Raw genomic sequence first — 23,711 nt, forward strand, 5'->3', positions numbered from 1 at the left:
AACTTCTGTGTCGAGGAACTAGGCCATCTCCGGCTTCATGCCCATGGCCGTACGGTCGACGATCTCACGCAAGGCGAACGACGAATTGATCTTGGTCACATGCGGCATCGCCGACAGCCATTCCTTGTGGATTCGCTCATAGTCGACGAGATCCTTGGCCGCGATCCTCAGGATGTAGTCATATTCGCCCGACATCAGATGGCAGGACAGCACGTTCGGGCAGCGTTTGATCGCCGCCTCGAAATCCGACAGAGTCTTCTCGAACTGTCCCGACAGCGATATGTGCACGATCGCCGTCATCTGGTGGCCAAGTGCTGTATTGGAAAGCCGGGCATGATAGCCACGGATGGTTCCGGATTTCTCCAGATTGTCGAGCCGGCGCGAACAGGCCGACTGCGATAGGCCGACCTTTTCGGCAAGTGCCGCGTTGGGTATCCTGCCATCCTTCTGCAATGCCTCAAGAATGGCGATATCAATCCTGTCGAGCGTCATTATTCGTGAATCCTGCGAATATCTTGTTATTTCGCGCAACGATTATCGAAACCGGCCGGTTGGCGCAAGCGCATTCGCAAACACCTGCGCAACGATTCGTGGTTCACTCCATCCATACAGGGAACGAGCCCAAAGGGCCGGATCAGGAGAAGAAAATGCGCGTCGGCTGCCCCAAGGAAATCAAGAACCACGAATACCGCGTCGGCCTCACTCCCGGCTCGGTCCGCGAATATGTCGCCCATGGCCACGAAGTGCTGGTCGAGACCGGCGCCGGGGCCGGCATCGGCGCCGATGACAACGCCTATCGCGCCGCCGGCGCCACGATTGCCAAGACGGCCGCCGAGGTGTTCGCCAGGTCGGACATGATCGTCAAGGTCAAGGAACCGCAGCCCAGCGAATGGGCGCAGCTTCGCGAAGGCCAGATCCTGTACACCTACCTCCACCTGGCGCCGGATCCGGAGCAGACCAAGGGCCTGCTTGCGTCCGGCGTGACGGCAATCGCCTACGAGACTGTGACCGACGACCGTGGCGGCCTGCCGCTGCTGGCGCCGATGTCGGAAGTTGCCGGACGCCTGTCGATCCAGGCCGGCGCCACGGCGCTGCAGAAGGCCAATGGCGGCCGCGGTGTGCTGCTGGGTGGCGTGCCCGGCGTGCTGCCCGGCAAGGTCACCGTGCTCGGCGGTGGCGTCGTCGGCCTGCACGCGGCCAGGATGGCGGCCGGCCTTGGCGCCGACGTCACCATCATCGACCGCTCGATCCCGCGCCTGCGCCAGCTCGACGACCTCTTCGCCGGCCGCGTCCACACCCGTTACTCGACTGTCGAGGCGCTGGAAGAAGAGTGTTTTTCAGCCGACATCGTCGTCGGCGCGGTGCTGATCCCGGGTGCCGCGGCACCAAAACTGGTTTCGCGCGAAATGCTGTCGGGCATGAAGAAAGGCTCGGTGCTGGTCGACGTCGCCATCGACCAGGGCGGCTGCTTCGAGACTTCGCACGCCACCACTCATGCCGAGCCGACCTATGAGGTCGACGGCGTCATCCACTATTGCGTCGCCAACATGCCGGGTGCCGTGCCGGTCACTTCGGCCCACGCGCTCAACAACGCGACGCTGCACTATGGCCTGCAGCTTGCCGACAAGGGCCTGAAGGCGCTGGTCGACGATCATCACCTGCGCAACGGCCTCAATGTCCATAAAGGCAAGATCACCAACCGGGCAGTCGCCGAGGCGCTCGGCTACGAACTGGTCGAGCCGAAAGCCGTTCTTGCCGCCTGATTTTTCGCGAAAACAGCTCCTTTCAATCCAGCCCGCCGGTTCCAAGCCGGCGGTTTTTTTTCTTGCGAGCCTGTTTTTCAGGCAAAGCTTGGTGTCGAACCACGTGACGCAACGGCACTTTGCTCATCATTGTTGCATATTTGTCATTCCCGTACCGGCCGACTCCCTGCTAGAGACATTCTGGGTTTATTCATTGGGGTACGGGCATATGTTCATTCGCACATCCGCGAAATCTTTTCTTCTTGGTGCTGTTTCTGCTGTAGCTTTGATGTCTGCTGCTCATGCAGCTGACGTCGTGCAACCGGTAGAAGAAGCTGCCGGCTTTAACTGGAGCGGCCTCTACGTTGGTTTTGGCGTCGGTGCCGGTGCCAACGTACACAAGCTCGGCAGCGATTTTATTCCAATCTCGCTGAACGGCATTGGTGGCGAAGGCGTCTATGGTGAGCTGACGGTTGGCTATGACTATATGGTCTCGCCCCGGTTCCTCATCGGAGGTCTGCTGGACGCTCACGTCGGCAACATCGGGACCACGCTGGACATTACGGGGTTCGACGCTTCGATCAAGGAAACCTACGGTTTCGACGCTGGCCTGCGTCTCGGCTACCTCTTGACGCCGAACACTCTGGGTTACGTGCTGGGTGGCTATTCCTGGCAGAAGTACAAGCTCGATACGAACGCCGGCTTCGACTTTGATTGGGATCAAAGCGGGTATTTTGTCGGAGGTGGCATCGAAACGGCCATCAACAGCAATTGGACGATCAAGACTGAGTATCGCTATACGCGCTTCGGGACCAAGGACGATCTTCTTTCCGACGCTGGCCTTGTCGGAGTTCCGGACGGTCTCCTCAATCTTGACACCTCGCGCCATACCTTCCAGATCGCAGCCAATTACCGTTTCGGTGCGCAGAACGGCGGCGGTGCTGCCTTCGAGACGCCAGCCTACAACTGGACCGGCTTCTACATCGGCGGCGCTGGTGGCGCCGGTGCATCCGTGCATCAGATCAACGTTCCGCCGCTCGGCGACCTGGAATTCAATGGTCTCGGTGGCGAAGGTGCCTTTGGTGAACTGAACGTCGGCTACGATCATGACTTCGGCAGCTGGGTCGCAGGCGTCATGGTCGATGCACGCTACTCCGGCATGACTTCCGAACTGGAGCTCGGCGGCGGATCGATCAACGTCGATACCGACTATGGGTTCGATGTGTTGGGCCGCGTCGGCATGAAGATGAACGAATCGACCCTTGCCTATGCGCTTGCCGGCTATAGCTGGCAGCATTTCGATCTGAACGCTTCCGATCCGATCGGCGACATTCTCGACTGGGGTTCCAGCGGTTTCTCGGTTGGTGGCGGCCTTGAAACGGCTCTGTCCAGCAACGTTACCGTCGGTCTCGAATATCGCTATTCGCAGTTCGCCAAGAAGGACTTTTCTTCGGAATTCGGCGCACCTGACGACACCCTTACCGCGACTTCCTCTTTCCACACCGTGGGTCTCGGCGCGAAGTACAAGTTCAACTAAAAGGCCCTCCAGCCAAACAGTTGCAGCCCGTCGGCCATGCCGGCGGGCTTTTTTGTTGCGCGGAATACCCCCGCGCAACAAAAAAGCGGAGCCAAAGCCCCGCTTCCTCGATGTCGAGATTTACCGCCGGTTCATCCGTGGTCGGCAAATCGATCGACAATGGCTTTCTATCGCGAATATGCGACGGGAGTACGACAACTGTTTCCAGGGGCTAATCTCAGCCTCAAGCGCGCTCGATGCGGCACTGGTAGCAATTGTTGCGCGCCGAACGGACATGGACGTAGGCGATCTCGTCGCGTTCGAACAGCGTCTCGGCCCGTGCAGCAATTGCCGTGGTCGGGATGACGCCGCCGCTGCCATAGACGATACGATCATCCCTGCCATAGCCGCGCACGATGTAGTCAGGGCTATCGAGAACCTCGGGCAGCGCCCCGCTCTCAGCGGCACCATCGCATTCCTCGGCATGCAGGAAGATCGGCCCGGTTTCGGCATAGGGCTGAAGCCCCGGGAATGGCCTGTATGCCAGAACAAGGTAGGCGTCGCCGGCTCCTATGTTCTTCAAGCAATGACGGCAAGGCATGCCGTCACCGTCGGAGATCTTTCGCTCGGGCATTTGGCCATAAGCATCGATGCCACCGCGCTGCAACGTCCTGACATCTTCGGTCGGCAAAGCTTTGAACTGGATGGTCATGGAAAAATCTCCGGTGTCGTGACTGGAAATTATGTCCTTGAACCCTCGCCGCCCACCCGATTCCTGCCAAATGTCGAAGAGCCGGTCGCCCCTCGGCGATCGGCTCTCATCAAGTCCCGTCGGAGCTGCGGCTCAACGGATGAAATCGTCGAAGCGGCGCAGCGTCACCCGGCGATTCTGCCAGTTTTCGGTCTGCGTCTGCACCAGCAAAAACTCCTCGCCATAGCCGACTGTCTCGAGAGCATGACCCGGCACGCCGAATTCGCGCACCAGCGTGCGCTTCAGCGAAGCGGCGCGCTGTTCGGACAGGGCCTGGTTCGACTGGAAGGAGCCGACGGCGTCGGTATGGCCCTCGATCAGCACGCGGGCGCCGCGATCGCGGCGCAGGATGCGCCGCAGCGCGTCGGCAATGGTCTCGATCTTGTCGTATTGCGAACTGGAAATGGCCGCCGAACCGAAGGCGAAGTTGATCGACTGGATATCGATCGAGCGGGCCATGCGGCGCAAATCCGGGCGCCGCTTGAATTCGCGGATGGTGACGCGCTCGTTCGGCCGCAATTTCACACGCGGCGCCGCCTCGAGCTTCCGCTCGATCGTCGCGGCCGAAGGCGTTGTCGCCTGGGCTGCGGCCAGGCTTGGCATGGCAATTGCCGCGATCAGCGCGGCGGCAAGTGTACGGCGGGTCAGCATGTCTTCGTCTCCTTCGGCCTTGGCCGCATTGATGGTGCCGGCAACATGCCAAAAACAGCCTGAAGGGCCGATGAACGACGGGTTCAGATTCGAGCTGGTATTAGCTTCCGGCTAGGGCCGCATGACGCTGGCCGCGCGCTCGGTGAAAGGCAGCGGATGGACGATTTCCCTCTTTTGCGCCACCGGTGCGAAGCCGAGCTTCTGGTAGAGCGGCAGAGCCGCCGGATGATCGAGCGTGCAGGTCTGCACCGTCACCCGCTTCGGCCCATGCGACCATGCGGCGGCGATCGCGGAGCCCAGGAACCAGCGGCCGATGCCTTGCCCGGTCGCATGTTCCATCATGCCGAAATAGGCGAGCTCGACTTCTTCCGGCAGATGCGGCTTGAGGTCAAAGAAGCCGGCGGGGGCGCCATCGAGGTAGAGCACCCTGATGTCGCGGTCCTCGCGATGGATGCCGGCCGAAAGCTCGTCGTCATCCAGTCTCAGCACATTGACCCAGTGCCATTTGCGCCCCACCCGGTCCATCAGATAGCGGTAGAAATGCAGCGGAATGTCCTTGGTCTTCAGCAGCGCGACCTGACGGTTATACGGCACAGGCGGCGAATAGGCCGGCGGCACATGCATCTCGAGGAACGTCACCGTGACGTCAATGTCTTCCAGCGTGCCGTTTTCCATCGTCTTCATTCCTTGCCGGTCACCACAGGCGTGTCGGAAAGCCCGCCCCACTCCGTCCAGGAGCCGTCGTAAAGCCTGTTGTTCGTATGGCCAAGCGTTTCCAGCGCCAGCGTCACCACCGCCGCGGTAATACCGGAGCCGCATGAAGTGACGACAGGTTTCGACAGATCGATGCCGGCCTCCTCGATCACCTTGCGCAGGCGGTCCTTCGACAACAGCTCGCCATTTTCCGACAGCGCCGAATAGGGCAGATTGCGCGCGCCAGGCATATGGCCGGAGCGGATACCCGCGCGCGGCTCAGGTTCAGTGCCGGTGAACCGGCCCGGCCCCCGGGCGTCGGCGATCTGGCTTGCCCTGGTGTCGACGATCCGGCGCATGTCGGCGAGGCTGGCGACGCGCCCGGGGTCGAAATCGGCATGAAACACGCTTGGCGCGATCTTGGTCGGCTCAGCCGTCACCGGCCTGCCGGCGGCTTTCCAGCCATCGAAGCCGCCATCCAGAATATAGGTCTGGAAGACGCCCATCACCCGGAACATCCACCACGCCCGGGGCGCCGAGAAGAAACCCGGACCATCATAGACGACGATGGTGTCATCGGCCGAAACACCCATGGCGCCGACATACTGGGCAAAATGCTGCGGCGACGGCAAGGTATGCGGCAGGGGCGAATCCGGGTCCGAAACGGCATCCTGATCGAGAAATCGTGCGCCCGGGATGTGGGCCGACTCATACTCGCCGCGCGCATCGCGCTTCTGCGCCGGGAGATACCAGGATGCGTCGATGATCGTCAGGCCCGGCTCGCCGAGACGTTGCTGCAGCCAGTCTGCGTCGACGGTGAAGGGGCTGTCCTCGGCCATTTTGTTCTCCTGCTCGCTTTTTTGGCGATCACTGTCCTGTTCAGTTTGCCGACATCGGCCCAAAGCGGATGCGGAAGCGCCGGTTCTCGCGGCCCTTCTTCTCGATCTTGCCGATGTGGATTTCGCCGACTTCGCCGGTGCTCTTTACATGGGTGCCGCCGCAGGGCTGGCTGTCCACCGAGGCGTTGTCGCCGATACAGACCAGGCGGATCTTGCCGGTGCCGACCGGCGGCCGAACGTTCTTGGATTTCACTAGGCCGGGATTGGCAGCCAGATCCTCGTCACTGATCAGCCTGACAAAGATCGGATGATCGGCCCGCACCAGGTCCATCAGCCCGGCAGTGACGTCCTCCTTGGTGAAGCCGGCATCCGGAGCGTCGAAATCGACACGGCTGTCGTCCTCGGAAACCGAGGCACCGGTGATCGGGAACGGGCAGACGACGGTGAGCAGGTGGCAAGCCGCGTGCATGCGCATCAAGAGATGCCGCCGCTCCCAGTCGATGGCCAGCCTCACCGCCTCGCCGGGCTGCGGAACCGCCTGCTCCGGCGCCGGCACATGGATGATCTCGTCCTTGGTCTCACCGGTGAGGGTGGCGGCAATGGCGATGCGGCTACCATCGCCGCGTTCGAGATATCCGGTGTCACCCGGCTGGCCACCCGAAGTGGCGTAGAAGATCGTCCGGTCGAGGATGATACCGCCGCGATCGTTCACAGCAACGACTGTCGCGTCCGCCGTCCGCAGATAGGCATCGTCGCGAAACAGGGCGTCCGTCCTGTTTGCCATCACGCGACCTTTTCGAACGGCACCGGAATTGTGCTCTTCAGCTCCATCCAGCCTGGCACCGGCAGCTGCTTCTCGCGCAGGAATTCCGGGTTGAACAGTTTTGATTGATAGCGCGTGCCGTAATCGCAAAGGATGGTCACGATGGTGTGGCCGGGGCCTAATTCCCTGGCCAGACGGATCGCGCCGGCAATGTTGATGCCGGTCGAGCCGCCGACGCAAAGGCCTTCTTCCTGGATCAGGTCGAAGACGATCGGCAGCGCATCCTCATCGGGGATCTGGAATGAAAAATCCGGCGTGAACCCTTCGAGATTGGCGGTGATTCGCCCCTGCCCGATGCCTTCGGTGATCGAGCTGCCTTCGGACTTCAGCTCGCCGCTGGTGTAGAAAGAATAGAGCGCGGCCCCCAGCGGATCGGCGAGCGCGATCTTCACATCCCGGCTTTTGGCTTTCAGTCCGGAGGCGACGCCGGCCAGCGTGCCGCCCGAACCGACCGCCGAGACAAAGCCGTCGACCTTGCCGCCGGTCTGGTTCCAGATTTCCTCCGCCGTGGTGCGGATATGGCCGTCACGGTTGGCGACATTGTCGAACTGGTTGGCCCAGATGGCGCCGTTCGGTTCTGTCTTTGCCAGTTGCTCGGCCAACCGCCCCGACAGTTTCACGTAATTGTTGGGATTCCTGTAGGGCACGGCCGGCACTTCGATCAGTTCGGCGCCGAGCAGTTTGATCGTGTCCTTCTTCTCCTGGCTCTGTGTGTCCGGGATGACGATGACGGTGCGATAGCCGAGCGCCTTGGCGACCAACGTCAGCCCGATGCCGGTATTGCCCGCCGTTCCCTCGACGATCACACCGCCGGGCTTCAGCAGCCCGCGCTTCTCGGCGTCGCGGATGATGAACAGGCCCGCGCGATCCTTGACCGACTGGCCCGGATTCATGAATTCGGCCTTGCCCAGGATCTCGCAACCGGTTTGTTCCGAAGCTTTGTTGAGGCGGATCAGAGGCGTGTTGCCGATCGCGTCGATCACAGAACGGGGCATTCAGGATTCCTTGTGTAGGTGCGCCGAAACCCTAGAAACCCGAAGCTGCGGTTTCAAGGCAAGAATTTGTCTGGTCCAGTCGCATTTGCAGTGCTGTTGTTGCGTCGGCGCTTCCCGAGGCTGGCCTCTTGCGCCACTGTTCATTTCCGGCTGACGTTGAAAAGCGGCTTTTCATTCGATTTCTTCACCGCTAGAGCAAAGCACCAACAAGTCGACAGGGCGCAGCATGACACTCTACCGGGCTAACCCGAAGCACGGCGTCGCCTGGATCACGGGCGGCTCAAGCGGCATCGGCCGTGCGCTGGCCAGGGATCTTGCTTCCCAGGGCTATGCCGTCGCGGTGACGGCGCTTGACGACGATCCGATCGACACGCTTGTCGTCGAGACCGCGCAGATGCCGGGCAGTGTCACGGCCTTTCCTTGCGATGTCACCGACGAGCCGCGCATGGCAAGAACCGTCGCCGCGATCGAGAAGGAACTCGGTCCCATCGTGCTCGCCATCTTCAATGCAGGGAACTACATTTCGACGCCGGGGGAGAATCTTGTCGTCAACGACTTTCGGCGGTCCTTCGAGGTCAATTATTTCGGCATCATCAACGGCCTCGTGCCCGCGGTCGAACGCATGCGTGTGCGGGCGCGCGGCCATGTCGTGCTGGTCGGCTCGGTGACATCCTATTTCGGCTGGCCGACAACGGCCGCCTATGGCGGCACCAAGGCGGCCATCAACATTCTGGCCGAGTCGCTGAAGTATGATTTCGACAAGATGAACGTGCGTATCCAGGTGTTCAATCCCGGCTTCATCGACACCCCGCTGACCGAGAAGAACATGCTGCCCATGCCGGGACTGATGCCGGTCAGCCGCGCATCGCGCCGCATGGCGCGGGGCATCAAGTCGGGCGGCTTCGAAGTCCATTTCCCGCGCCGGACCAGCTGGCCCCTGAAACTGCTCGGCCTGCTGCCGAGGCCGCTGTGCAGAGGGTTTATCAGCCTGATGACCAGTTGGAAGGCGCGGCCGCTGCATTACGACCGCAAGCCCCCGATCGAATAGGACGCCGGCGAAATTGGCAGGCTCACCGTTTCGGGCCGCCGTCGCCATGGTTGAGGCAAGTGCTGCGTGGAGTCTGCGATGGGGCGACGGATCGTGCTTGCTGTGCTGGGCCTTATCGCCATTCTCGCACTGGCCTTCGTGCTCGGGCCCGCGCGTTCGCGTCGACACCACTATCCGTTTCGATCCCTCGCTCATCGCTGACGATCCGCAGGCCTATGTGGCAAAGGCGGAAGCCGCCATCCCCGGAATCCGTGACGGGCTGGAAAAAGAGATCGTCTGGGCCGATCCGTTGGTGCATGCCACGACCCCGCTGTCGATCGTCTACATCCACGGCTTTTCCGCATCGAAGGGCGAAATCCGCCCGCTGCCCGACGAAGTGGCGGAACAGCTTGACGCCAATCTCTTCTACACACGCCTTACCGGTCACGGGCAGGATGGCGCGGCGATGACGCAAGGCAGCATCAACGCCTGGATCAACGACTATGAGGAAGCACTCGCCATTGGCCGGGCGATCGGCGACAAGGTGATCGTCATCTCGACTTCGACCGGCGGCTCGCTGGCGGTCTGGGCGGCAACGCAGTCCGGTGCATCGGACGGGGTGGCGGCGATCGCGTTCATCTCGCCGAATTTCGGCGTCAAGGCTTCGGGCGCCGAGATCCTGACCATGCCGTGGGGCAAACAGATCGCCAGGCTGGTCGCCGGCAAGGAACACAGCTTCGTGCCGCGCAACGCGCTGCATGAAAAATTCTGGACCACCCGCTATCCGATCGAAGCAACCTTGCCGATGCAGGCGCTGACCGAGCTTGCCTATGGCGCGCCGGTGGAGAAGGCGACCATCCCTGCTTTGTTCATCTTTTCTGATTCGGACAAAGTGGTGTGGGCCGACCGCACCCGCGAGATTGCCGGGCGCTGGGGTGCGCCGCATGAACTGGTTTCGGTCGACGACACCGGCGACCCGGACAATCACGTCATTGCCGGCGACGCGCTGTCGCCATCGACCACGGCGTTTCTGGCGCAAAGGATCGCCGTCTGGATCGAAGCGGTGGTGAAGTAGGCGGACGAAAAAGGCGACCGAAGCATCGCTTCAGCCGCCCTTTCCTTGGTCTGTCCCGGCAATCAGCCAGCCTGAGCTTGACTGACTACAACGCTGGCTACTTACGCAGCCCGCGCCGCCGGGCGCTTGCCGCCGAAGCGGCGCTTGTTGTTGCCCTTGAAGGCCGGCTTGGCGCCATCCGGCTTGCGCTCGCCGGCGAAGGCCGGCTTGTCGCCGAAGCGCTTCTTGCCAAAGCCGTTGCCCTTGTTCTCGCCACCGGGCCGCCTGCCGTCGCGACGCCCATTGCGGTCGTTGCGGTCATTGGCCGGCTCGAAGCGCTCGTTCTTTTCAGCCGGATTGCGCAGCGGATCGGGGCTGCCGAGATGGTCGGCAACGATCGGCAGCTTGGTACGGATGATGCGCTCGACTTGGCGCAGCTTGCTGTTTTCCGAAGGATCGCAAAGCGTGATCGCGATGCCGTCCATGCCGTTGCGGCCGGTACGGCCGATGCGGTGGACGTAGCTCTCGGCTTCATCAGGCAGGTCGAAATTCACGACATGGCTGATGCCGGGCACGTCGATGCCGCGCGCCGCGATGTCGGTCGCCACCAGAATGCGCACCGAGCCGTCGCGGAAATCGTTCAGCGCTTTCTGGCGGGCGTTCTGCGACTTGTTGCCGTGGATGACGGCGGCCTTGAAGCCATCGCGCTCAAGGTCCTTGGTCACCCTGTCGGCACCATGCTTGGTGCGCGAAAAGATGATGACGGACTTCATCGCCTCGTCGGCGAGCATCGTCGACAACACCTGGCGCTTCTGCTTGGTGCGGGCAAAGACGACGCCCTGCACGATCTCGGCCGCCGCCGTGCTTTGCGGCGCGACTTCGACACGAATCGGGTTCTTCAGCAGGCCCTTGGCCAGTTCGGCGATTTCATTGGGCATGGTCGCCGAGAACAGCACCGTCTGACGGTCGGGCGCGGTCGCCTTGGCGATGCGCTTGACGTCGTTGATGAAGCCCATGTCGAGCATGCGGTCGCCTTCGTCCAGCACCAGCCATTTGGTGTCGGCAAGCACAAGGTCTCCCTCACGCACCAGGTCGGTCAACCGGCCGGGCGTGGCGATCAGGATGTCGACGCCGGGAGCAACCTTCTTCACCTGGCTGAAGCGGGACACGCCGCCGAGCACGAGCGCGGTCGAGACATGCGCGCCCTTGGCGAGGATCTTGATCGTGTCTTCGATCTGCACGGCGAGTTCGCGCGTCGGCGCCAGGATAAGCGCACGTGCCGTCTTCGGCCGGCGCTTGGTGCCAAGCGCAATGATCTTCGACAGAATCGGCAGCGCGAAGGCCGCAGTCTTGCCGGAGCCGGTCTGGGCGATGCCGAAAATGTCACGGCCTTCCATCTGCGGCGGGATCGCCTGTGCCTGGATCGGCTTCGGCTCGGCGAAGCCGGCGTTGTGGGTGGCCTTGAGCAGCGCGCCCGTAATACCCAGTGCCGCGAAACCGGTGAGTTCCGCAGTGCTACCGGGCAAAGTGTTTTCGTTGGTCAAAATAATCTTCTTTCACGCGGCTTCTGGCCGCAAACATCGATGGCGGCAGGGCGCAACCTGCCGTCGAAAAATCTGTGATGAACGACAAGGCGGGCGGACGTATTCGTCCACTCGGCTGCGCTGTCGTGCCCGCAGGCATCATGCCACGGGGCTTTTTCGCCGCTTTGTGATTTACCGGAAAAAGGGCCGATATACCGGAAAGAGGGAAAACAGACGCAACCAGTCTCATTCGTCGAGAAGGCCGGATTCGTTCCCGGCCCAAGCGCCTATGGGCTGCATATGGCTGAGTTCGCCCTCAATTGCAAGGGGCTTCATGTTGCAGCGCAGCAAAGCCCGTGGCGCAAGCGCCGCTTGCGCTCGCTTGCCGGCACGATTACGACGAAATGCCGCTGGCTTGGGAGGTAATCGATGAAAGACGTTCTCAAGGAACTCGAGCGCCGCCGCGAGATCGCCCGCATGGGCGGCGGCCAGGTCCGCATCGATGCCCAGCACAAGAAGGGCAAGCTCACCGCGCGCGAACGCATCGAGGTGTTTCTCGACGAGGGCTCGTTCGAGGAATTCGACATGTATGTCGAGCACCGCTCGACCGACTTCGGCATGGAGAACACCAAGATCGCCGGCGACGGCGTCGTCACCGGCTGGGGCACCGTCAACGGCCGCCCGGTCTACCTCTTCGCCAAGGACTTTACCGTATTCGGCGGCTCGCTGTCGGAAGCGCATGCCGAGAAGGTCATCAAGGTGCAGGAGATGGCGCTCCGCAACCGGGCGCCGATCATCGGCCTCTACGATGCCGGGGGCGCGCGCATCCAGGAAGGCGTGGCAGCACTCGGCGGCTATGCCGAGATTTTTCAGCGCAACGTGCTGGCCTCAGGCGTCATTCCGCAGATTTCCGTCATCATGGGACCGTGCGCCGGCGGCGACGTCTATTCGCCTGCCATGACCGACTTCATCTTCATGGTGCGCGACACTTCCTACATGTTCGTTACTGGGCCGGATGTGGTGAAGACTGTGACCAACGAGACGGTGACCGCCGAGAGCCTCGGCGGCGCCTCCGTCCACACGACGAAATCCTCGATCGCCGACGGCGCCTATGACAATGACGTCGAGGCGCTGTTGCAGATGCGCCGGCTGGTCGACCTGTTGCCGGCCTCCAACACGTCGGAGCTTCCCGAGATCGAATGCTACCAGTCGGTCACCGACCATGATTTGTCGCTCGACCGGCTGATTCCCGACAACGCCAACAAGCCCTACGACATCAAGGAACTGATCCTGAAGGTCGCCGATGAAGGCGACTTCTTCGAAATCCAGCAGAATTTTGCCAAGAACATCGTCACCGGCTTCGGACGCGTCGAGGGCCGCACCGTCGGCTTCGTCGCCAACCAGCCGATGGTGCTGGCCGGCGTGCTCGATTCCGACGCCAGCCGCAAGGCCGCGCGCTTTGTGCGCTTCTGCGACTGTTTTTCGATCCCGATCGTCACCTTCGTCGATGTCCCCGGCTTCCTGCCGGGTACGGCGCAGGAATATGGCGGGCTGATCAAGCATGGCGCGAAGCTCCTGTTCGCCTATGCCGAGGCGACCGTGCCGAAGATCACCGTCATCACCCGCAAAGCCTATGGCGGCGCCTATGACGTGATGGCCTCAAAACATCTGCGCGGCGACATGAACTATGCCTGGCCGACGGCGCAGATCGCGGTCATGGGCGCCAGGGGCGCGGTCGAGATCATCTACCGCAAGGACATCGGTGACGCCGAAAAGATCGCAGCCCATACAAAGGCTTACGAGGATCGCTTCCTGTCGCCCTTCGTCGCCGCCGAACGCGGTTATGTCGACGAGGTGATCATGCCGCACTCGACGCGCCGCCGCATCGCGCGCGCGCTCCGCATGCTGCGCAACAAGGATATGCAGAACCCCTGGAAGAAGCACGACAACATACCGCTGTGAGGTGCGGCATGGGCATCTCTCCGAGGTAACCGTCGGGCAGCTTACTCCTCTTCCGCCGTGCCAAACCCCGCTCCCATGGTGGCTCGCACGGGGCTGCCCCATGGCGTTGCGTGGTTGTCGATGCGCATCTGGAAGATGAAATAGGTCGGCGAGCAGAAGCCGATGCCTTTCACTTTGCCGATGCCCGGCGTGTCCGGCGGCAGTGACTGGCACATATAGTCCTCGCGGCAGAAATGATCGGCCGAGCAGGCCGGCCGGTTGCCGCGGTTGACGGCGCCGCCAAGACATTGGTCGAAATTGTTGGTGGCTACGCAGATATCGAATTTCTTGCCGCCGACGAGGCCGCAAATCTCGTTCGGCATCGGCTTGCCGGCCTTGAAGGTAGCAAATGTACGGTCCTTGTCGTCACAGCCGCGATAGGCAATCCCGGCGGGCACGCCGATCTTCGGCGGCCGGCAGGTGTAAGCGGTGCGCGAGACGGCAGGCGCGAAGGACGCGAACTGGCCTGATATGCTGTAGCGGTCGTTGAAAGGCTGCTCCGCATTGCTGGCGATCGAGCCGCTCAGACAAGGATGCCCGGAAAACATGTCAGCGCTGTCCTTTGGCAGCAGGCACTGCGCCAGTTTGGTGCGCACGCCCGAAGCGGTGGCCAGCGGCGTGCAAACGGTGCCGCCACCGCACTGCCAGGTCGCGCCGAAGCGGGCCGCATCTTCCGGCATCAGGCACGGCATGGCCATGTCGGCCGGCGCATAGTCGACCGCGGTGTCCGTCCAGGCTGCCGGCGGCGCAAAGGAGAGCGGACGGAAGTGGTTCGGCTGCTTGCCCGCGGCTGTAGCGGCGAGCCAGCCCTGGCGGCGCGGAATCTCGGCATGAAGATGCGGCGAGATGCCGACCTCGATGCGGTTGAGCGGCGATGTCGTCTTGTCGTCGAGGCCGATGAAATGGAAACCGGCGGTGGAACCGGCCTGGTGGCAACCCTGGCAGGCGCCATTGTCCAGCCGCTCGACCAGCGCTTCCGGCGTGCGCAGCAGTTTCAGCTTGGAATAGTCGAGCGATGCGAATTCCTCGGGTCGGTATAATTGCGTAAACGGATGATTGGCCTGCCGCGCGCTGCCGAAGGTCGACCACGAGATGATTTTCCTGGCCAGGAACTCGTCGGGGATTTCATAGACGCCTTCATCGACCGCCGGCAGGTTGGCGCCGACATAGGCGGCGAGCCGTGCTTTCAGCGCCACGTCTTGCGAGAGCCGCGCGGTGTCGGGCGTGTTCTCCAACGGCTTCTCGCTGATAGCAGCGCCATCGATGCCGAATACCCGCATGAGATAGGCGGCTTGGCCACCGAACTCGGTTTCCTGTCCGGAGGGGAAGCGCACCACCTGCGCGTTGAGCTCCAGCTGCTTGAAGGTCAGCCCGGCCTTCTCCAGCGGCCCGCCGGTCAGCCAGCCGGCATCGACGCTCTCGTCAAGCTGTGGCGTCCAGCGTCCGGCAGTGCCGACGCAGCCGCCGTCGGCATCGGGCGCGGCGCTGTAGACGGCATTGAAATTGAACGGCAGGCGCGATGCCAGCAGCTTGCCGTTCTTGCGAAAACTGTAGGCCAGGCGGTAGACGAAGCGCACCTCGCCGCAGTTCCTGTCGCCTTGCAGCAGCGTGAAATCGCGACGGTCGAGCCGGTTGACGATGCCGACCAACCGGAGGCGCGCGGCATCGGTCTTCAGCCAGCGCATGTCCATGATGCGGCCGACATTGCCGTCGGTTATCTCGTAGAGCGGCCGCCCGCCGGCCTTCATCTCGGCCCTCAGGGCCGCGACATCAGAAGCAACCGTTTCGACGATGGCGTGATAGGCCGGCGCCTCGTCGTAAAGCGTCTTCAGGCCGTCCTCGCCGTCGACCCCGAAAACATCGGCGAAACCGAAACCCTTGGCATCGAGCGCGGCGAGCACCGCCGGATTGTCGACGACGGTCACAGGACCTTCGGCGCGCGCCGTCGGCGCCATGAAGACAGCGATTAGGGTGGCAAGCAACAGAGCGAGCGCACGGCTCATTCAGGCAGCCTTTCGCGCGTCGAAGAGTTCACGCAACACCGGCAGCAGCGCCAGCGGCAGATCCTCGGCGATCAAGCCGGGTCCGAACCGGCTGCCGGCTTCGGCATGCAGCCACACCGCCGCGCAGGTGCCCTCGAAGGGCGGCATGCCTTGTGCGAGCAAACCGGCAATGATGCCCGACAGCACGTCGCCTGACCCGGCTGTGGCCAGCCACGGTGCACCGTTGGAGTTGATCGCCGCTTTGCCATCGGGCGCTGCTATGACCGTGTCGGCGCCCTTGTAGACGATGACGGCATTGGCCCGCGCTGCGGCCGCCCGCGCCTTGTCCAATTTCGACATGGTTTTGTCCCCGGCGATATCTGGGAACAAGCGGCCGAATTCACCCTCATGCGGCGTGATCACCAACGCTGGCGCGTTCAGGTGACGGGCGGCTTCGAACAGCGACTGCGGCTGATGGGCCATAGATGTAATGGCGTCAGCATCAAGCACGATCGCTCCTCCGTGGTTTGCGGTTTGCGATGCGCGTGCACCCTCCGCCAAGGTCTTGATCAGTTGCAGGGCGAAATCGCCGACCTTGGGCTTTGGCCCGAGCCCCGGTCCAAACACCAGCGCCTCGGGATGGCGCGCCGTCAGAAATTCCTGCACCTCCTCGAGTGACCCCGCCTCTCGCAGCATGATCGAGGTGAGGTGTGTCGCGTTCACCTGCAGGGCATTGCCAGGCGACAGCACGGTGACCGCCCCTGCCCCGCTTCTCGCGGCGGCCATCGCCGACAGCCGCGCCGCGCCGGTAGCACTCGGGCCGCCGGAAAAGACGCCGACATGGCCGCGCTTGTATTTATGCGCGTCCACCGCCGGCACCGGAAATTCCTGCAACCACAGGTCCGGCACATTTTCGAAGGTCGAGACAGCGAGTTGGGCGATGATGCCGTCATCGATGCCGATATCGGCGAGCACGATTTCACCGCATTGCCCGCGCCCCGGCAGCAGCAGGTGGCCGGGCTTTTTCCGGGCGAAGGTAACGGTGAGTTCGGCGCGAAACGCCCTGCTCAATATTTCGCCGCTGGCACCTGAGACGCCCGACGGCAGGTCGATCGCGACCACAGGCAGGCGCAGGGCTGTCACGGTATCGACAGCTTTCGCGGCATCGCCGGACAGCGGCTTGGACAGCCCTGCCCCATAGAGCGCGTCGATCACGATCGAGCCGAACTCGGCGTCGAAATCAGACAGCGGCCGGGACTTGATCAGGGATTCCGCGGCGGCGAGCGCCGCATCGCTTTCCGGCCTCGGCGCTCCGGATGACCAGATCGTTGTGCCGACGCCGCTGCCGGCCAGGAGGCGTGCGACGACATAGCCATCGCCGCCATTGTTGCCGGGCCCGCACAGCACATGGATGTGCTTTGCCGAGGGATAGCGCTTGAGAACCTCGGCCGCGACCGCTTCGCCCGCGCGCCGCATCAGGCTGATTCCATCGGCCGGACCGGCCGCGATCGTCAGCCGGTCGGCCGCAGTCATTTCGGCGGGGACAAGAAGTTCGTTGCTCATGGATTGCCGATCCGCATGCTATCAAGCATTGTCCAATTTCGATCCTAAGCAAACAAGGGGGAGTTGCCGAGATCTGCGGCCACAACGTCGGTACGAAGGCATCGCGGGCAGAAAATTGCCTGCGGGATAGGCGATGTGCCTGATTTTTGTGCGGACGCGGGTGCTGGCGCTGTGTAGGCTCTGGCAGCCCATGCCGCATCCGGTGCAGCGAATGACGCGAATTTGCATCCCGGTGCGGCGCGGCTTTGAAATCTTATGAGACCGCTTAGAATCCGCTGAATTGGCACAGTTCGTGCTTGATGGAGGCGCAAGCGGGGGGTCACAACCCGTTTTTTTTGGCAGTGGAGGCCACTTTTTACATGAAAAAGATCGAAGCGATCATCAAGCCATTCAAGCTGGACGAAGTGAAGGAAGCGCTTCAGGAAGCCGGACTGCAAGGCATCACTGTCACCGAGGCAAAAGGCTTCGGTCGTCAGAAGGGCCACACCGAACTCTATCGCGGCGCCGAATATGTCGTCGATTTCCTGCCCAAGGTGAAGATCGAGGTCGTGCTTGGCGACGACGCGGTCGAAGGCGCCATTGAGGCCATCCGCAAGGCGGCCCAGACGGGCCGCATCGGTGACGGCAAGATCTTCGTTTCCAACATCGAGGAAGTCGTGCGGATACGCACCGGCGAAACGGGCATGGACGCGGTCTGACCTGACCGGCCCTCCTCCTGAAAACGTCATCATCAAAAAACGTCATCACACAGGGATACATGACATGACGACAGCCAAAGACATCATGAAGCAGATCAAGGACAACGACGTGAAATTCGTCGACCTGCGCTTCACAGACCCGAAGGGCAAGCTGCAGCACGTGACGATGGATGTCATCGAGGTCGAGGAAGACATGTTCGCCGATGGCGTGATGTTCGACGGCTCTTCGATTGCCGGCTGGAAGGCCATCAACGAGTCCGACATGGTGCTGATGCCCGATCCGGACACGGTTCATATGGACCCGTTCTTCGCCCAGTCGACCATGGTCATCCTGTGCGACATCCTCGATCCGGTTTCGGGTGAATCCTACAACCGCGATCCGCGCGGCACGGCCAAGAAGGCCGAGGCCTACATGAAGGCCGAAGGCATCGGCGACACCATCTATGTCGGCCCGGAAGCCGAATTCTTCGTCTTCGACGACGTGAAGTACAAGGCCGACCCCTACAACACCGGTTTCAAGCTCGACTCCACGGAACTGCCGTCGAACGACGACACCGACTACGAGACCGGCAATCTCGGCCACCGCCCGCGCGTCAAGGGCGGCTACTTCCCGGTGCCGCCGATCGACAGCGCGCAGGACATGCGCTCGGAAATGCTGACCGTGCTCGCCGAGATGGGCGTGCGCGTCGAAAAGCATCACCATGAGGTGGCGGCGGCCCAGCACGAACTCGGCATCAAGTTCGACGCACTGGTGCGCAACGCCGACAAGATGCTGATCTACAAATATGTCGTCCACCAGGTCGCCAACGCCTATGGCAAGACGGCCACCTTCATGCCGAAGCCGATCTTNATCTACAAATATGTCGTCCACCAGGTCGCCAACGCCTATGGCAAGACGGCCACCTTCATGCCGAAGCCGATCTTCGGCGACAACGGCTCGGGCATGCACGTCCACATGTCGATCTGGAAGAACGGCAAGCCGACCTTCGCCGGCAATGAATATGCCGGTCTGTCGGAAAGCTGCCTGTTCTTCATCGGCGGCGTCATCAAGCATGCCAAGGCGATCAACGCCTTCACCAACCCGCTGACCAATTCCTACAAGCGTCTGGTGCCAGGCTATGAAGCGCCGGTGCTGCTCGCCTATTCGGCGCGCAACCGCTCGGCGTCCTGCCGTATCCCGTTCGGCTCGTCGCCGAAGGCCAAGCGCGTCGAGGTCCGCTTCCCCGATCCGGGCGCGAACCCCTACCTCGCCTTCTCCGCGCTGCTGATGGCCGGCCTCGACGGTATCAAGAACAAGATCCATCCCGGCCAGCCGATGGACAAGGATCTCTACGACCTGCCGCCGAAGGAGTTGAAGAAGATCCCGACCGTCTGCGGTTCGCTGCGCGAAGCCCTGCAGAGCCTCGACAAGGACCGTGGCTTCCTGAAGGCTGGCGGCGTCTTCGACGACGACCAGATCGACAGCTACATCGAGCTGAAGATGGCCGAAGTGATGCGCTTCGAAATGACCCCGCATCCGGTCGAATACGACATGTACTACTCGGTCTGAGATTCAATCTCAGTCCAGATTAGCTATAATGCTCAAGCCCTTGAAAGACTTCGCTCTTTCAAGGGCTTTTTGCTGCGCTCCAATAGGAATTGCCAGCCGACCGGCATGTCTCGCCTGCGCGGCAGCCGCATGCGCACCCGTATCCGCCTTTCGTCTTCGGCGATCGCACGATGCCCGGATTCTTGGACCTACGGTCCATCGGAGCGGCCGGCTTGAGCGTCGGTCCGGTGACTTCAATCACTACTCGGCGATGTCCAGTGAAGATCAAGGCGGCCGCTCGGTCGCCAACGTTGGAGCCAGGAGCGAGCGGAGCACTGTCTCAGGCTACAGTGACCGCTCGTCCGGCGCCCACGCCAATGCCGCCGTTCAGAAAACCCCGCCCGTCCGAACAGCATTGCGTGACGTAACCCCAAGGCCTGCGAATACACGCATGCCGTAGCGTGATCTGTCAACGTCGCAAGCTGGGCCGCGAATGGCCGATTCTGCTGTATGAACAGATGCTTATGGAAGGCCCTTTGCCCCGGATAAGGGCTGGAAAAGGCGCTTTTCCGGGCTTTATAGCGAGTGATCGCCGGAGGCTCACATGGCTGCGGCAAGAACTCCCGGGCGATTTGCGATCGCGTGAATTCCCTGACTTTTTCTGGGTATGTTTTCCCAGGAATGCCGTCAGCCGGGTAACGGCCAAAAAAGAACCCCGGCGCGAAACGCCGGGGTCTTCTTGTCATGCAGTCCGAAACGCTTACGCGGCGGCCGAAACCTGGGCGCTTGCCGGAACCGAGGCGATCGTCTTCAGGATCTGCGAGGCGATCTGGTAGGGGTCGCCCTGCGAGTTCGGACGGCGGTCTTCCAGATAACCCTTGTAGTCGCTTTTGATGAAGGAATGCGGCACGCGGATCGAGGCGCCACGGTCGGCAATGCCATAGCTGAACCGGTTCCACGGCGCGGTCTCGTGCTTGCCGGTCAAACGCTTGTCGTTGTCCGGGCCGTAGACGGCGATGTGATCCATCAGGTTCTTGTCGAAGGCCGCCATCAGCGCTTCGAAATAGGCCTTGCCGCCGACTTCGCGCATATAGGCGGTCGAGAAGTTGGCGTGCATGCCAGAGCCGTTCCAGTCGGTGTCGCCAAGCGGCTTGCAGTGGTATTCGATGTCGATGCCGTACTTCTCGGTCAGGCGCTGCATGAGGTAGCGGGCCATCCACATCTGGTCGGCGGCTTTCTTGGAGCCCTTGCCGAAAATCTGGAATTCCCACTGGCCCTTGGCAACTTCGGCGTTGATGCCTTCGTGGTTGATGCCGGCGGCGAGGCAGAGGTCGAGATGCTCCTCGACGATCTGGCGCGCAATGGAGCCGACATTGGAATAGCCGACGCCGGTGTAGTACGGGCCCTGGGGTGCGGGATAGCCGCTCTCGGGGAAGCCGAGCGGCCGGCCGTCCTTGTAGAAGAAATATTCCTGCTCGAAGCCGAACCAGGCGCCCTCGTCATCGAGGATGGTGGCGCGCTTGTTGGATGCGTGCGGCGTCACGCCATCGGGCATCATGACTTCGCACATGACCAGCACGCCGTTGGTGCGGGCGGGATCCGGATAGACCGCAACCGGCTTCAGCACGCAATCGGAGCTGTGCCCTTCGGCCTGCTGGGTCGAGGAACCATCGAAGCCCCACAGCGGCAGCTGCTCAAGATCAGGGAATTCGGCGAATTCCTTGATCTGCGTCTTGCCGCGAAGGTTGGGGACCGGGGTATATCCATCGAGCCAGATATACTCGAGCTTGTATTTCGTCATTCTAGCCTCTCGTTGCTTGATCACCGAACACTGAACGGCGTCGACATGCGTCTGCCGTCAGCAGACGGCCTGCCGCACACTTAAAATGCAATTCGTGTGCCATTCTTGGTCCGGAGGGTGCGGCAAAATTGACGCGGCATCCGCTCGAAAGTCGGTGAGCGCCTAAGCAATGCGCCCGGATCCATCACAATCGTTATTTGCACAAATAGTGTGCAAATACTGATCTTTTCATAGGCATATTGCCTAACTTGATTGCAGACCTTATCTTTGGACCAAGTTGAATCGAAAAGGTTCGGCGGAAGAAAGGAATCCGGCATGGAAATCATTTCCACACGACCGTCGGCCAAAATTCTGATGTTCCCGGCGGCAGCGCGCCTCTCTGCCTCAAATTTGAGCGGAAGGGCTAAGTTTGCGGCAGAGCTTGCCTCGCTGCGTGGTGCCCGCGCAGACTTCGGCGACGGCTGGTACCATGAGGCAGCCATCGAGGATGAGGCCCGGGGCCGCAAGAGCTGACACAGAGGGGCAGCAGCCCTCGTCAACGGATAATTGGCCTGAAAAGAGGAAGCCCGGCGCGATTGCTCGCGCCGGGCTTTATCTTTGTATGCTGGAGCTGTCAGCTACTGCTTGTCGTGCAGGTTGGTTCCCAGCGTATCCCTGACGAAGATCATGCCGATGATCAGCGACATCGCCGCGATCACCACCGGATACCAGAGGCCGTAGTAGATATCGCCCTTGGAGGCGCTGAGCGCGAACACGATCGCCGGCAGCAGGCCGCCGAACCAGCCATTCCCGATGTGATAGGGCAGCGACATGCCGGTATAGCGGATGCGGGTCGGGAACATCTCGACCAGGATCGCCGCGATCGGCCCGTAGACCATGGTCACGTAGAGGACCAGGATGAACAGGATGCCGATGACCTTTGCCCAGTTGACCGCCGCCGGGTCGGCAAACATCGCGAACGCACCGGCCGCCGGAACACTGTAGACGGTCACGTCCGTGGCGCCGGCAGCCTCATCGGCCGTCAGCAGCTTGTCCTTGACCGCCTGGGCGAGCGGGACAGTGGCCTTTTCACCGGCGCGAATGGCTGCCGCGTCGAGCTTCAGTTCGGGATTGGCCGCGACAAAGGCGTCGAGCTTTTGGTCAGCAACCTTGGCGGCAGCACGCTTCAGCGGGTAACCGCCGTCCTGAAGCGCCAGGTTGATCGCCTTCTTGAAAGCCGCATCGCTTGGAGCAGCCTTATCAGCGGCCGCCACGGCGTCGTAAGACGTCACGGTCTCGGCGCCGATCTTGACGCTGGCCGCTGTTCCCGCTGCCGCTGTCGTGACGATATCATAGGGCACCGAGCTTTTGGCCAGGAAGTCCGTCGCAATATCGCACGAGGTGAGAGGCTTGCGTGTTCCGGTTGGATTGAACTGGAACTTGCAGTCCCCCGGAGCAGCGGTCACCGTCGCACGCGTGTTCTGCTGGGCGGTGGCGAGCGCCGGGTTGGCGGCCCATGTCAGCGCCTTGAACAGCGGGAAGGTGGTGACGATCGCCAGCGCGAGACCGGCCATGATGATCGGCTTGCGGCCGATCTTGTCGGATAGCCAGCCGAACACGACGAAGAAGACCGCGCCGAGCGCCAGCGCAATCGCGATCATGATGTTGACCGACTGTGGGTCGACCTTGAGCACATTCGCCAGGAAGAACAGCGCGTAGAACTGGCCGTTGTACCAGACCACAGCCTGGCCGGCGGTGAGGCCGAACAACGCGAGCAACGCGATCTTGGCATTCTTCCACTGGCCGAAGGCTTCCGTCAGCGGCGCCTTGGAGCCCTTGCCCTCGTCCTTCATGCGCTGGAAAGTCGGCGATTCGGCAAGCGACAGGCGGATCCAGACCGATATGCCGAGCAGTATGGCCGAGAGCAGGAACGGAATACGCCAGCCCCAAGCCGCGAAATCCTCCTTGCTCAGCGAATTCTGCACGACCAGGATGACGATCAGCGACAGGAACAGGCCGAGCGTCGCCGTCGTCTGAATCCACGACGTATAGAAGCCGCGGCGATCGTCGGGAGCATGCTCGGCGACATAGGTCGCCGCACCACCATACTCACCGCCGAGCGCCAGGCCCTGCAGCATGCGCAGCCCGACCAGGATGATGGGCGCCGCAATGCCCCAGTTCGCCGAGCCGGGAAGCAGGCCGACCAGGAAGGTCGACAGGCCCATGATCAGGATGGTGACAAGAAATGTGTATTTGCGGCCGACGAGATCGCCAATGCGACCGAACACCAGCGCGCCGAACGGGCGCACCAGGAAGCCGGCGGCGAAAACCAGCAGCGTGAAGATGTTGCGAGTCGCCTCTGGATAGGAGGCGAAGAATGCCGCGCCGATCGCTCCGGCCAATGCGCCGTAGAGATAGAAATCATACCATTCGAAAACGGTGCCGAGCGAGGAAGCGAAGATGACTTTCTTCTCCTCCCGCGTCATGCCGCGGCTTGCTCCGCCGGCGGTCGATGCGATTGCCATTGCGTTATCCTCCCGTGAGA

19 protein-coding genes and 1 pseudogene are annotated in these 23,711 nt (G+C 62.0%); 8 read left to right on the forward strand and 12 right to left on the reverse strand.

The window, feature by feature from the left end:
- Positions 1-18: 18 nt before the first annotated feature.
- Positions 19-492, reverse strand: a complete 474-nt coding sequence (locus tag X735_RS147365) for an Lrp/AsnC family transcriptional regulator (RefSeq protein ID WP_023812056.1) — start codon at positions 490-492, stop codon at positions 19-21.
- Between the two features lie 155 nt (positions 493-647).
- Between X735_RS147365 and ald the strand changes: the two genes are divergently transcribed.
- Both ald and X735_RS147355 read left to right on the forward strand, forming a co-directional pair.
- The gene (gene ald, locus X735_RS147360; protein WP_023812057.1) at positions 648-1,763 is read left to right on the forward strand and encodes an alanine dehydrogenase; all 1,116 of its coding nucleotides are present in this window, start codon (positions 648-650) and stop codon (positions 1,761-1,763) included.
- 208 nt (positions 1,764-1,971) lie between these two features.
- Positions 1,972-3,279: an outer membrane beta-barrel protein gene (locus X735_RS147355; RefSeq protein ID WP_031213496.1), complete on the forward strand. Its 1,308-nt coding sequence runs from the start codon at positions 1,972-1,974 to the stop codon at positions 3,277-3,279.
- A 223-nt stretch (positions 3,280-3,502) separates the two neighbouring features.
- Here the strand turns inward: X735_RS147355 and X735_RS147350 are convergent, their stop codons facing one another.
- From X735_RS147350 to X735_RS147325, 6 genes are all read right to left on the reverse strand, one after another.
- Positions 3,503-3,970: a DUF1203 domain-containing protein gene (locus X735_RS147350; RefSeq protein ID WP_023812059.1), complete on the reverse strand. Its 468-nt coding sequence runs from the start codon at positions 3,968-3,970 to the stop codon at positions 3,503-3,505.
- A gap of 132 nt (positions 3,971-4,102) precedes the next feature.
- Entirely contained in the window at positions 4,103-4,660 is a 558-nt protein-coding gene (locus X735_RS147345) for an OmpA family protein (protein WP_023812060.1), read from the reverse strand.
- A 111-nt stretch (positions 4,661-4,771) separates the two neighbouring features.
- A complete protein-coding gene (locus X735_RS147340; protein WP_023812061.1) occupies positions 4,772-5,335 on the reverse strand; it encodes a GNAT family N-acetyltransferase in 564 nt (187 codons plus the stop codon).
- Positions 5,336-5,340: 5 nt separating this feature from the next.
- Positions 5,341-6,192 carry a 3-mercaptopyruvate sulfurtransferase gene (gene sseA / locus X735_RS147335; RefSeq protein ID WP_023812062.1) on the reverse strand — a complete coding sequence of 284 codons (852 nt, stop codon included), beginning with the start codon at positions 6,190-6,192 and terminating at the stop codon, positions 5,341-5,343.
- Between the two features lie 40 nt (positions 6,193-6,232).
- Positions 6,233-6,976 (reverse strand): alanyl-tRNA editing protein, encoded by a 744-nt coding sequence (locus X735_RS147330; protein WP_023812063.1) that lies wholly within the window; start codon positions 6,974-6,976, stop codon positions 6,233-6,235.
- Entirely contained in the window at positions 6,976-8,010 is a 1,035-nt protein-coding gene (locus X735_RS147325) for a cysteine synthase A (RefSeq protein WP_023812064.1), read from the reverse strand. The genes X735_RS147330 and X735_RS147325 overlap by 1 nt, the downstream gene beginning before the upstream one ends.
- 226 nt (positions 8,011-8,236) lie before the next feature.
- Here X735_RS147325 and X735_RS147320 point away from each other — a divergent pair, with 226 nt between their 5' ends.
- Entirely contained in the window at positions 8,237-9,058 is an 822-nt protein-coding gene (locus tag X735_RS147320) for an SDR family oxidoreductase (protein WP_023812065.1), read from the forward strand.
- A gap of 78 nt (positions 9,059-9,136) precedes the next feature.
- Positions 9,137-10,112 (forward strand): annotated as a pseudogene (locus X735_RS01000000166005) (alpha/beta fold hydrolase).
- A gap of 101 nt (positions 10,113-10,213) precedes the next feature.
- On the opposite strand, the gene X735_RS147315 reads toward X735_RS01000000166005, so the two are convergent.
- Complete coding sequence (locus tag X735_RS147315) at positions 10,214-11,635, reverse strand: DEAD/DEAH box helicase (protein ID WP_023812066.1); 1,422 nt, start codon at positions 11,633-11,635, stop codon at positions 10,214-10,216.
- A gap of 408 nt (positions 11,636-12,043) precedes the next feature.
- On the opposite strand from X735_RS147315, the gene X735_RS147310 reads away from it, so the two are divergent.
- Positions 12,044-13,576, forward strand: a complete 1,533-nt coding sequence (locus tag X735_RS147310) for an acyl-CoA carboxylase subunit beta (protein ID WP_023812067.1) — start codon at positions 12,044-12,046, stop codon at positions 13,574-13,576.
- Positions 13,577-13,617: 41 nt separating this feature from the next.
- On the opposite strand, the gene X735_RS147305 is transcribed toward X735_RS147310, so the two are convergent.
- The gene (locus X735_RS147305) at positions 13,618-15,618 is read right to left on the reverse strand and encodes a hypothetical protein (protein ID WP_023812068.1); all 2,001 of its coding nucleotides are present in this window, start codon (positions 15,616-15,618) and stop codon (positions 13,618-13,620) included.
- Positions 15,619-17,160 (reverse strand): bifunctional ADP-dependent NAD(P)H-hydrate dehydratase/NAD(P)H-hydrate epimerase, encoded by a 1,542-nt coding sequence (locus tag X735_RS147300; protein ID WP_023812069.1) that lies wholly within the window; start codon positions 17,158-17,160, stop codon positions 15,619-15,621. It abuts the gene before it with no gap.
- 359 nt (positions 17,161-17,519) lie between these two features.
- On the opposite strand from X735_RS147300, the gene X735_RS147295 reads away from it, so the two are divergent.
- Positions 17,520-17,858, forward strand: a complete 339-nt coding sequence (locus tag X735_RS147295; protein ID WP_006205430.1) for a P-II family nitrogen regulator — start codon at positions 17,520-17,522, stop codon at positions 17,856-17,858.
- A 64-nt stretch (positions 17,859-17,922) separates the two neighbouring features.
- A complete protein-coding gene (locus X735_RS147290) occupies positions 17,923-19,407 on the forward strand; it encodes a glutamine synthetase beta-grasp domain-containing protein (protein ID WP_023812070.1) in 1,485 nt (494 codons plus the stop codon).
- Between the two features lie 739 nt (positions 19,408-20,146).
- Here the strand turns inward: X735_RS147290 and X735_RS147285 are convergent.
- Positions 20,147-21,187, reverse strand: coding sequence for a glutamine synthetase beta-grasp domain-containing protein (locus tag X735_RS147285; protein WP_023812071.1), 1,041 nt, complete (start codon positions 21,185-21,187; stop codon positions 20,147-20,149).
- A gap of 315 nt (positions 21,188-21,502) precedes the next feature.
- Here X735_RS147285 and X735_RS147280 point away from each other — a divergent pair, with 315 nt between their 5' ends.
- Complete coding sequence (locus X735_RS147280; RefSeq protein ID WP_023812072.1) at positions 21,503-21,700, forward strand: DUF2735 domain-containing protein; 198 nt, start codon at positions 21,503-21,505, stop codon at positions 21,698-21,700.
- Positions 21,701-21,804: 104 nt separating this feature from the next.
- Here X735_RS147280 and X735_RS147275 read toward each other — a convergent pair whose 3' ends face one another.
- The gene (locus X735_RS147275; RefSeq protein ID WP_023812073.1) at positions 21,805-23,691 is read right to left on the reverse strand and encodes an MFS transporter; all 1,887 of its coding nucleotides are present in this window, start codon (positions 23,689-23,691) and stop codon (positions 21,805-21,807) included.
- Positions 23,692-23,711: the final 20 nt, after the last annotated feature.

Source organism: Mesorhizobium sp. L2C084A000 (assembly GCF_000502875.1).
Lineage (GTDB): Bacteria > Pseudomonadota > Alphaproteobacteria > Rhizobiales > Rhizobiaceae > Mesorhizobium.